This is a genomic window from Hamadaea sp. (assembly GCF_013362815.1).
Lineage (GTDB): Bacteria > Actinomycetota > Actinomycetes > Mycobacteriales > Micromonosporaceae > Hamadaea.
This window is the reverse complement of record NZ_JABFVK010000076.1, coordinates 60,422-70,399: the sequence shown is the minus strand read 5'-3', so window position 1 is coordinate 70,399 and position 9,978 is coordinate 60,422. Positions and strand designations below refer to the sequence as shown.

General features: G+C 70.0%; 8 protein-coding genes and 2 pseudogenes. 9 read left to right on the top strand and 1 reads right to left on the bottom strand.

Features of this window, described 5'->3' with window-relative positions:
- The 4 genes and pseudogenes from HOV77_RS29280 to HOV77_RS29265 all read left to right on the top strand — a co-directional run.
- Window positions 1-300: pseudogene (locus HOV77_RS29280) on the top strand (ABC transporter permease); the annotation flags it as partial.
- Window positions 300-668, top strand: a pseudogene (locus HOV77_RS29275) (cytidine deaminase); the annotation flags it as partial. The pseudogenes HOV77_RS29280 and HOV77_RS29275, both read left to right, overlap by 1 nt.
- A 105-nt stretch (window positions 669-773) precedes the next feature.
- Window positions 774-2,048, top strand: a complete 1,275-nt coding sequence (locus tag HOV77_RS29270) for a thymidine phosphorylase (protein WP_290867816.1) — start codon at window positions 774-776, stop codon at window positions 2,046-2,048.
- Between the two features lie 4 nt (window positions 2,049-2,052).
- Window positions 2,053-2,733, top strand: coding sequence for a DUF4272 domain-containing protein (locus tag HOV77_RS29265; RefSeq protein WP_290867813.1), 681 nt, complete (start codon window positions 2,053-2,055; stop codon window positions 2,731-2,733).
- A 70-nt stretch (window positions 2,734-2,803) separates the two neighbouring features.
- Here the strand turns inward: HOV77_RS29265 and HOV77_RS29260 are convergent, their stop codons facing one another.
- Window positions 2,804-3,649, bottom strand: a complete 846-nt coding sequence (locus tag HOV77_RS29260) for a putative RNA methyltransferase (RefSeq protein ID WP_290867811.1) — start codon at window positions 3,647-3,649, stop codon at window positions 2,804-2,806.
- Between the two features lie 89 nt (window positions 3,650-3,738).
- On the opposite strand from HOV77_RS29260, the gene HOV77_RS29255 reads away from it, so the two are divergent.
- The 5 genes from HOV77_RS29255 (at window position 3,739) to HOV77_RS29235 (ending at window position 9,948) form a co-directional block, all read left to right on the top strand.
- The gene (locus HOV77_RS29255; protein WP_290867808.1) at window positions 3,739-4,824 is read left to right on the top strand and encodes an adenosine deaminase; all 1,086 of its coding nucleotides are present in this window, start codon (window positions 3,739-3,741) and stop codon (window positions 4,822-4,824) included.
- Between the two features lie 336 nt (window positions 4,825-5,160).
- Window positions 5,161-8,517 carry a nitrate- and nitrite sensing domain-containing protein gene (locus tag HOV77_RS29250; protein WP_290867806.1) on the top strand — a complete coding sequence of 1,119 codons (3,357 nt, stop codon included), beginning with the start codon at window positions 5,161-5,163 and terminating at the stop codon, window positions 8,515-8,517.
- On the top strand, window positions 8,514-8,918 hold the full coding sequence (locus HOV77_RS29245) for a roadblock/LC7 domain-containing protein (protein ID WP_253758077.1): 405 nt from the start codon (window positions 8,514-8,516) through the stop codon (window positions 8,916-8,918). Before HOV77_RS29250 ends, HOV77_RS29245 begins: the two co-directional genes overlap by 4 nt.
- Before the next feature lie 66 nt (window positions 8,919-8,984).
- The gene (locus HOV77_RS29240; RefSeq protein WP_290867800.1) at window positions 8,985-9,359 is read left to right on the top strand and encodes a DUF742 domain-containing protein; all 375 of its coding nucleotides are present in this window, start codon (window positions 8,985-8,987) and stop codon (window positions 9,357-9,359) included.
- Between the two features lies 1 nt (window position 9,360).
- Entirely contained in the window at window positions 9,361-9,948 is a 588-nt protein-coding gene (locus HOV77_RS29235; protein ID WP_290867797.1) for an ATP/GTP-binding protein, read from the top strand.
- Window positions 9,949-9,978: the final 30 nt, after the last annotated feature.

The following is a 9,978-nucleotide window of genomic DNA, read 5'->3' as shown; positions in this document are numbered from 1 at the left end:
GCGTACTTCTCGATGGTGTCCGCCACGAGCTTCACGAAGAACCTGACCAACGGCGCGGGCTTCATCGCGCTGGCGGCCATGATCTTCGGCCGGTGGCAGCCGATCGGCGCGCTGTTCGCCTCGCTGTTCTTCGGCTTCGCCGGCGCGCTGGCGACCACGCTCGGCGCCATCGCGACGCCGATTCCGAGCGACTTCCTCAGCATGCTGCCCTACATCGCGACCATCTTCGCGGTCGCCGGACTGGTCGGGCGCGTACGCGCACCGGCGGCGGACGGCAAGCCGTACGAGAAGGGTCATTGATGACTGGTATCGATTGGGGAACGCTGCGGAAGGTCGCCGTCGACGCGATGCATCGGGCGTACGCCCCGTATTCGAAGTTCCCGGTCGGCGTCGCGGGCCTGGTCGAGGACGGCCGGGTGGTCAGCGGCTGCAACGTCGAGAACGCGTCGTACGGGCTGACCCTGTGCGCCGAGTGCGGCCTGGTCAGCGACCTGATCCGTACTGGAGGCGGGCGGCTGGTGGCGGTCTCCTGCGTCGACCGCGCCGGGGAACCGTTGACGCCCTGCGGGCGCTGCCGGCAGCTGCTGTACGAGCACGGCGGGCCGGATTGCCAGGTGGAGACGGCCGGTGGGCATACCACCGTCGGGGAGCTGCTGCCGGGCGCGTTCGGGCCGGAATATCTGTAAGACCCGTTGATCATGGGGTTCGGGGTGCCGACACGCCGTCGGGTGGAACCCTAGGTTCATGATCAACGGAAAGAAGAAAGGCACCACATGGGATTCGCCGCAGTCGACGTGATCCGCGCCAAGCGGGACGGCGGCGTACTCAGCGATGAGCAGATCGACTGGGTCGTCGACGCGTACACGAAGGGGGCTGTCGCGGACGAGCAGATGTCCGCGCTGGCCATGGCGATTCTGCTGCGGGGGATGACGCCGGCTGAGATCGCCCGGTGGACCGCCGCGATGATCGCGTCGGGGGAGCGGCTCGACCTGTCGAGCGTGCCCCGGCCCACGGTGGACAAGCACTCCACCGGCGGTGTCGGCGACAAGATCACGCTCCCGCTGACTCCGCTGGTCGCCGCGCTCGGCGCGGCCGTGCCGCAGCTGTCTGGGCGGGGCCTCGGCCACACCGGCGGCACGCTGGACAAACTGGAGTCGATTCCGGGCTGGCGGGCCGCGCTTTCCAACGACGAGTTCATCGCCCAGCTCGCCCGGGTCGGCGCGGTGATCTGCCAGGCCGGTGAGGGTCTCGCCCCGGCCGACCGCAAGCTCTACGCACTGCGCGACGTCACCGGCACCGTCGAGGCCATCCCGCTGATCGCCAGCTCGATCATGAGCAAGAAGATCGCGGAGGGCACGTCGGCGCTGGTCCTGGACGTGAAGGTCGGTTCGGGCGCGTTCATGAAGTCGGTGGATCTGGCCCGCGAACTGGCTCAGACCATGGTTCAGCTGGGCACGGCCCACGGCGTCACCACGGTCGCGCTCCTCACCGACATGAACACCCCGCTCGGCCTGGCCGTCGGCAACGCGCTCGAGGTGGCGGAATCACTCGAGGTGCTCGCCGGAGGGGGTCCGGCCGACGTCGTGGAGCTCACCATCGCTCTGGCCCGCGAGATGCTCGCGACCGTGGGCATCGACGCCGACCCGGCCGCCGCGCTGCGCGACGGCCGTGCCATGGACAAGTGGCGCGAGATGATCGCGGCTCAAGGCGGCGATCCCGACGCGCCGCTCGCGCAGGCCCAGGAGCATGAAGTGGTACGCGCAGCGCAAGCCGGATACGTGGCGAGCGTCGACGCGATGGGCATCGGCCTCGCGGCGTGGCGGCTGGGGGCCGGCCGGGCTCGCAAGGAGGACCCGGTGAGCGCCGGAGCCGGCGTACTGCTCAAGGTCAAGCCGGGCGACCGGGTCGACGCCGGTGACGTCCTGTGCGAACTGCGGGCCGACGACGCCGCCCGCATTCCCGCCGCGTTGGCCGACGCGACCGGCGCGTTCACCTTCTCGGACGACATCGTCGCCGCTCAGCCGCTCGTGATCGACCGGGTAGCGTAGGGCTGTGGCCGAAGTTCTCGCCCCTGATCCGGTCGCCACCCGCCTCGCCAACCTCGCCGAACTGCAACGGCTCGGTCTGCCGTTGCCGCCGGAGACCTTCCCGTTCGTCTGGGAACCCGGCGACCTCGTCTCGCTGCGCCCGACCCGGGAGATCGAGGCCCGCGCCGCCGTCCTCGCGATCATCCTCGAACGCTGCTTCGGCATGCCCCCGGAGATCGCGCTCGCCTGGCTCGACGACAACCGGCTCAACGACGAGGTCACCGACTTCGAGTTCGACTTCATCAAGGGCGACGTCGGCGACCATCACGCGTTCGCCCTGCACCTGGATGCCCTCGCCGCGTTGACCTGGGTCCTCGGCATCGGCCGCCGGCTGGACCCGACCAGCCCACCCGAACCGCACGGGCCACTGCTGCCGGACTTCGCCACTGGAGAATCGTTCGCGCACTGGCGCGGCCGGATGCTGCCCGCTCCCCGCGAACCGGAGTTGGTGGCGGCCGTCCTCGACCTCTACTACTGCCTCGACTGGGCCTTCCTCACGGTGGAGTCCGCCGGTGGCGACCGGCCCGGCGTACTGGGGTCGGCGTCGATCGGGCAACGCCGGTGGGGACTGGAATGGGCCACCGTGCTGTCCGGCCCGTATCAAGATCCGCCCGGCGGCTGGGAAGAGATCGACCTCTCCACCTGACCCGTTCCTCCGCGTTGATCACGACGCTGGGGGCGCGACACGCCGTGCGTGAGGGACCCTAGGTTCATGATCAACGCGGAGGGGTGGGGGCGTAGGCGGCGACCCGGACGGCGGCGGTGACCGTGACCGTCGCGACCGCGGGGGCCGTCGTGTCGGTGTCCGCTGCGGCGTCGGCGTCGGGTGCGGCCGAGTGGAAGGCGTTGGGACCCATTCCGACCAGGGCGCGTACCTCGTCTGGGGTCAGCTGGAGCGCGAAGGTCAGCTCCTCAGCCTCGACCAGGGTGAACTCGCTGAGGGTGGCGGCCAGACGGCCGGCCTTGTCCGGGTCGACGTCGAGCAGGCCATAGCGCTGCCGTAGCTCGGCGAGGTGCTGCGGCAGGGGCGTGACGACCACCAGCAGGCCGGTCGGGCGCAGTACGCGGCGGAACTCTGCCCCGTTGCGCGGAGCGAAGACGTTCAGCAGGACGTCCAGGCAGCCGTCGGCCAGGGGGAGCCCGGCCCACACGTCGGCGAGGACCGCCTCAGCCCGGGGGTGTACGCGAGCCGCCCGGCGAAGCGCGGGTTTGGCCACGTCGAGGGCGATCCCGGCGGCCTCCGGAGCGGCGTCCAGCGCTCCGGCCAAGTAGTACCCGGTGCCCGCGCCGGCGTCGGCGATCAGCGCCGCCGACGAGGGGACGAAGCCCGCCACTGTTGTGCGTACAAGTTGGTAGTGACCGGCCTGGAGGAACGCGGACCGGGCGGCGACCATCTCGGTCGTGTCGCCCTCGGGCAGCTTGCGGCCCGCGCCGAGGTGGACATAGCCCTGGCGGGCGCGGTCGAAGCTGTGGCCGCGCGGGCAGCGCAGCGAGCCCTCGGTCTGATGGAGGGGCTCGTGGCAGACGGGGCAGCGGAGCGCGGCCAGAACGGTGTCGATCATCTTTCACCCTGACTGCACTCTTGGCCGCTCGAGCACTCCCGGGCAGCGACTCACACGTGTGCTCGTTGGCACTCCGATATCGTCATCACATGGTCGCACCCAGCTACGCCGAGATCGTCAACGCCCCGAAGGCCCTGCTCCACGACCACCTCGACGGCGGGCTGCGCCCGGCGACGATCGTCGAGCTGGCCGCCGAGATCGGTCATGAGCTGCCGGAGACGGACCCGGACGCGCTCGGGCGCTGGTTCACCGCGGCCGCGGACTCCGGAAGCCTGGAGCGGTACCTGGAGACGTTCGGGCACACGGTGGCGGTCATGCAGACCCGGGACTCGCTGCGCCGAGTCGCCGCCGAATGCGCGCTGGACCTGGCCTTGGACGGAGTCGTCTACGCCGAGGTCCGGTACGCCCCCGAGCAGCACCTGGAGAACGGCCTGACGTTGGCCGAAGTAGTCGAGGCGGTGCTGGAGGGCTTCGCCGCAGGCACGGCGCAGGCCGCTGAGCTGGGCCGGACGATCCGGATCGGCTGCCTGCTGACGGCGATGCGGCACGCCGCGCGGTCGATGGAGATCGCCGAACTGGCTGTCGCGTACCGGGACGCCGGGGTGGTCGGCTTCGACATCGCGGGAGCTGAGGCTGGTTATCCGCCCACCCGGCACCTCGATGCGTTCGAATATCTACAGCGTGAGAATTTTCACTTCACCATCCACGCCGGCGAGGCCTTCGGGCTGCCGTCGATCTGGCAGGCCATCCAGTGGTGTGGCGCCGATCGGCTGGGGCACGGCGTACGCATCGTCGACGACATCACCGGCGAACCGGGGAGCCGGCGACTCGGGCGCTTGGCGGCTTATGTCCGGGATAAGCGGATCCCGCTGGAGCTCTGTCCATCCTCGAACGTCCAGACCGGCGCCGCAGCGTCGATCGGCGAGCACCCGATCGGCCTCTTGCGGGATCTGCGCTTCCGGGCGACGGTGAACACGGACAACCGGCTGATGAGCGGTACGTCGATGAGCCGGGAGATGTCGCTGCTGGTCGACGCCTTCGGCTACGGCTGGCCTGAGCTGCAGTGGTTCACCATCAACGCGATGAAGAGCGCGTTCATCCCGTTCGACGAACGGCTCGCCATCATCAACGACGTCATCAAGCCGGCGTACGCGAAGCTGATCGGAACCGCGTAGTCACACTGCGTCACATCTCATGGGATGTCGGCCGAACGGTATTACCCAAGTGTCCTGATGTTTCTCCCCAGTTGTGGGAACTGGGACAGGCTGGCCTTTTGCTTTATCGCCCAACGTGATGGAATCTCGGGGGTCCGGCCTGAATACGGTCGGCAGTTGATTGCTGAGCAACGGCGTGGCGGATCGCCCACGACTGTGGGTAGCGTGTGCGGGGCCAGCGAGCGCTGCGGGCCGATGGCGGCCCGTTGTGGGAAGGACGGTGACGTGAGCAAGCGGCCAGGATCGGAGAGTTCGGTCCTTTCGCGTCTCCGTCGACCGGCGGGTCGACTCCGGGACATGCCCATCTGGGCCAAACTGGGTCTCATCATGGTGGTGCCGACCTTGGCCACCATCGTCGTCGGTGTCAACGGTCTCGTCGGCCAGATGGATACGGTCGAACTGGCCGACCGCGCGCGTACGTTCGCCAACGTCAACACCGAGGCCGGCGAGCTCGCGCATGAGCTGCAGGAAGAGCGGGCCAAGGCGGTCATGGCGCTCGGCGCCGGCTCCGACAAGGCGGCCCGCCAGACTGCGCTGAGCGCCCTCGACCAGGTCATCACGGCGACCGAGAAGGCCAAGGACGACTACCTCCAGCAGGTGCAGTCGCTGTCGACGGCGGATCTGCCCGCCAAGTTCACGGCGACCCTGGAGAACGTCACGCAGGGCCTGCAGGCGCTCGGCCCGGTCCGGGACGGCACGAAGAATGCCAAGTCCCAAGCCAGCGACGTGGCCTCGACCTACAGCTCCATCATCGGTGACCTGAACCAGCTGCGGGACTTCACCGCCCGGCTGGCCGGCGACACCTCGCTGTCCGAGCGGATGCAGGCGGGCGCGCAGCTGGCGAAGTACAAGGAGTACCAGGCGCAGAAGCGGATCATCGTCCTCAACGCCTTCGCGAGCGGCACGATGACGACGCAGATGAAGGACGACTACATCGCCACCCTGATGGGTTCCGAGCAGGCGTTCAACGCGTTCAAGCTCCTCGCCACCTCCGACGAGTTCGAAGTCTGGACGACCAGGACCAGCGGCCGGGCATTCCGTGAGGTCAGCCTCGACCAGGGCCTGATCGAGTCGATGAGCTCGCCGCAGATGTCCGCCCTGACGTTCACCGCGCAGAACTGGGACCAGTCGCACTCGGAGGCGGCCGACCTCGTCCGCAAGGTCGAGGAGAAGGTCGACGCCGACGCGGCCAGCGAAGCGACCCGCGTCCGGGACAACGTCACCCGGCAGGTGCTCGTCCAGACCGGTCTGCTGCTCGGCGCGCTGATCCTCGCCATCCTGTTCGCCTGGCTCGTGGCCCGCTCGATGGCCCGGTCGCTGCGCGAACTGCGCCACGGTGCGCTCAACGTCGCCCAGTACGGGCTGCCCCAGGCGGTCGCCCGGCTGCGGGACCCGTCCATCTCGGCCCAGCTGTCCCCGGCCCAGGTCGCGACGCAGATCGCCGACCCACTGCCGGTCCGTAGCAAGGACGAGTTCGGGCAGGTGACCGAGGCGTTCAACGCCGTCCACCTGGAAGCCGTGCGTACTGCGGCCGAGCAGGCCGCCCTGCGGTCCTCGGTCGCCACGATGTTCGTCAACCTCGCCCGTCGGTCGCAGATCCTGGTCGACCGGCTCATCGGTCACCTCGACCGGCTGGAGCGCGGCGAAGAGGACCCGGACCGGCTGGCCGAGTTGTTCCAGCTCGACCACCTGGCCACCCGGATGCGCCGTAACGACGAAAACCTCCTGGTGCTGGCGGGCGCCGACTCGACCCGCGTCCAGCGCGACCCGGCGTCCCTGGTGGACGTGCTGCGGGCCGCGCAGTCCGAGGTCGAGCACTACACGCGCATCGAGTTCGGCACGGTCGACCGGGACATCGAGGTCGCCTCGCACGCCGTCAACGACCTCGTCCACCTCGTCGCCGAGCTGTTCGACAACGCGACCGCGTTCTCGCCGCCGGACTCGATCGTCATGGTCGAGGCGCGGCGGGTCGGCGACCGCGCCGTGCTCTACGTCGAGGACCAGGGCATCGGCATCTCGAACGAGATGCTGGCCGACATCAACGAGCGGCTCGCCACGCCGCCCATGGTGGACGTGGCCGTCTCCCGGATGATGGGCCTCGTCGTGGTCGCGCGGCTGGCCGCCCGCCACGGCGTCAAGACCGAGCTGCGGCCGGCCACCGACCGGGGCACCATCGCCGACGTCACGCTGCCGCAGTCGGTGCTCGTGCCGCGGGCGCTGTCCGGGCGTGGTCAGGCGCCGAACCGGGCCGTCACCCCGCAGCCGCAGCCGGCTCAGACGCCGCCGCGGTCGCCGTTCGCCCAGCCGCTGGCCTTGGAAAGCGGTCCGGTGCAGCGGCAGACTCCGCCGTCGCAGCGGCAGACTCCGTCCCGTCCGGCGTACGACCAGCCGCCGCCCCGCGTCTTCGAGGCGCCGGCCGCTCCATCGGTCCCGCCGATGCCGGAGCCGGTCAACGGCCGCTCGATGCCGGCCTGGTCCGACCTCACCGGAGCCAACGGCCGTTCGGCCGGCCCGGTCAACGGCTCGCCCGCCGCACCCGGCATCGACCCGCTGCCGACGCGCCGCCCGCACGAGAACTGGACGGTCGACGGCGAGCTCATGTCGGACGGCATCGGCATCCCCCGCCAGATGCCGACCTCGCCCGAGGCGATGCCGACCACGGGAACGCCGCCGATCAGCAGCGTCCCGGTCAGCGGATACCCCGTCAGTGGCGCGCCGGTCAGCGGATATCCGGTCAGCGGCGTACCGGTGAGCTCCGCTCCGGTCAGCTCGGCCCCGGTCAGCTCGACGCCCGTCAGCGGCCCGGCGAGCGCCTCCCCGGCCGCGCCCTCGCTGCCGGTCTGGCCGCCGGTCACCATGCCGACGACGCCCAACATCCCGGTCACTCCGTCCATCGGTGACGCGCTGCCGCAGCGCCCCACCGACCGGACGCCGGGCGGTTACCCGCCGCCCGCTCCGCCGGCCGAGCCGGAACCGCGGCCGACCCTGGCCTACGTGCCGCCCGCCCCGGCGATGCCGGAGCGCCCGGTGCCGCCCGCCGACGAGACGATGGAGCTGCCGATCTTCCGGGAGCTCGAATCGGCCTGGTTCCGCACGCGCAAGCCGGCCGCCGGTGAGCTGGCCGACGCCGCGGACGCCTCTGCGACCGCGCAGATGCCGCGGATCACCGACGCCGCACCCACCGGGCAGTACGCCACCGTCCCTGCGACCGAGCAGTATCCGACGGTCGCCGGCGGGGGCTCGTGGAACGGCGCGGAGCAACAGCGTTCGAGCACGATGGCGGGTAGTGCAGGCATGGGGAGCAATGACCGGCCCACGGGCTACACGGTTCCGGCGCCGTATGCGCCGAGCTGGCAGACGATCGCCGACGACGGCTGGAAGGCGGCGTCCGCCGCCGCTTCGGCCACGAACGAAGACGCCGGCGAGGTGACCGGCTCCGGCCTGCCCAAGCGGGTTCCGATGGCGCAGCTGGTTCCCGGCGGTGTGGACAAGGGTGGCACGACGCTCGAGCGGCGTACGCCCGAAGGGGTTCGCGGCCTGCTCTCCGCATACCACCGCGGTGTGCAGCGAGGCCGTACGCAGCAGAAAGACGATGACTCGACCGCTGGTTCGCACCCGAACGGGCGGCAAGGTGGCAAGGAGCATGAGGCATGACATCAACGCAGGATCTGGGTTGGCTTCTGGCCAACTTCGCGGATCGCGTCCCGGGAGTCGCCCACGCGGTCGCAGTCTCCGCCGACGGCCTGCTCCTGGCGTCGTCACGTGACCTGCCGCGGGACCGAGCCGACCAGTTGGCGGCGATCTCCTCCGGCCTGGTCAGCCTGACGCAGGGCGCCGCGCGGTGCTTCGAGGGCGGAGCCGTCCTCCAGACCGTCGTGGAGATGGACAACGGGTTCCTGTTCCTGATGTCCATTTCGGACGGTTCCTCGTTCGCCGTTCTCGCCGCGCGCAGCTGCGACGTCGGTCAGGTCGGCTATGAGATGGCGCTGCTGGTGGACCGGGTGGGCGACGCGCTCACGCCGGCTCCGCGGGCGGCGGCGGGCATGCTCAACTGAGGACGCGCGCGGTACGAACCCGCGGTGGAGGGTCCACAGCGGGTTTGGAAGGGGGTGAACGGCTAGATGGTTGAACGAGAAGAACCGACCGGTGCGCTGGTTCGGCCGTATGCCGTTACCCGAGGTCGCACCCGGCCCAAGCTGGAGATCGCGATCGAAGCGCTGGTGGAGACGACCATGCGAGGCCGGTCGGCCCAGTCGACCAAGGGCGCGCAGGGCCGGGAGCACCAGCACATCGCCTCACTGTGTGACGGCCGCCTGCAGTCCCTGGCCGAGATCGCGGCGCGGATGCAGCTGCCGCTCGGCGTGGCGCGGGTTCTCATCGCTGATATGGCCGCAGATGGTCTCGTCGCGGTCTATGAGCCGACCTCGTTCGAGACCAATGACGCAGTAGGCACTGAGTTGCTGGAGAGGGTGCTGAGTGGACTTCGGAGGCTCTGAAATGTCGCACCGTCCTAACGCGGGACGGGTGACCTCGGCGAAGATCGTCATCGCCGGTGGCTTCGGCGTGGGTAAGACCACGCTGGTCGGGTCGGTATCGGAGATCACCCCCCTGACCACCGAGGCGATCATGACGTCCGCGGGCGTGGGGGTCGACGACACGCGCCAGGTGCCGGGCAAGACGACGACCACGGTCGCCATGGACTTCGGCCGGATCTCGATCGATCGCGACCTGATCCTGTACTTGTTCGGCACGCCCGGCCAGACGCGGTTCTGGTTCATGTGGGACGAGCTGGTGCGGGGTGCGATCGGCGCGGTCGTGCTGGTCGACACCCGACGGCTGGCCGACTGCTTCGCGGCGATCGACTTCTTCGAGCACCGCAAGCTGCCGTACGTGGTCGCGATCAACTGTTTCGACGGCACGCAATACCACTCCGAGCAGGACGTTCGCGATGCGCTCGCGATCTCCCCGGAGGTTCCGGTGCTCCCGTGCGACGCCCGGGGCCGGGAGTCCACCAAGCAGGTCCTCATCGGCCTGGTGGAGTACGTGCTGAGCATGCGGCGGACGCGGACCGGTATCCCGGCCTGACGTCGGCGACAAACGACAAGAGCGGCCTCC

Coding starts and splice junctions, on each gene's coding strand:
- HOV77_RS29270 (WP_290867816.1), top strand. CDS start 774: ATGGGATTCGCCGCAGTCGACGTGATCCGCGCCAAGCGGGACGGCGGC.
- HOV77_RS29260 (WP_290867811.1), bottom strand. CDS start 3,649: ATGATCGACACCGTTCTGGCCGCGCTCCGCTGCCCCGTCTGCCACGAG.
- HOV77_RS29255 (WP_290867808.1), top strand. CDS start 3,739: ATGGTCGCACCCAGCTACGCCGAGATCGTCAACGCCCCGAAGGCCCTG.
- HOV77_RS29250 (WP_290867806.1), top strand. CDS start 5,161: ATGCCCATCTGGGCCAAACTGGGTCTCATCATGGTGGTGCCGACCTTG.
- HOV77_RS29245 (WP_253758077.1), top strand. CDS start 8,514: ATGACATCAACGCAGGATCTGGGTTGGCTTCTGGCCAACTTCGCGGAT.
- HOV77_RS29240 (WP_290867800.1), top strand. CDS start 8,985: ATGGTTGAACGAGAAGAACCGACCGGTGCGCTGGTTCGGCCGTATGCC.
- HOV77_RS29235 (WP_290867797.1), top strand. CDS start 9,361: ATGTCGCACCGTCCTAACGCGGGACGGGTGACCTCGGCGAAGATCGTC.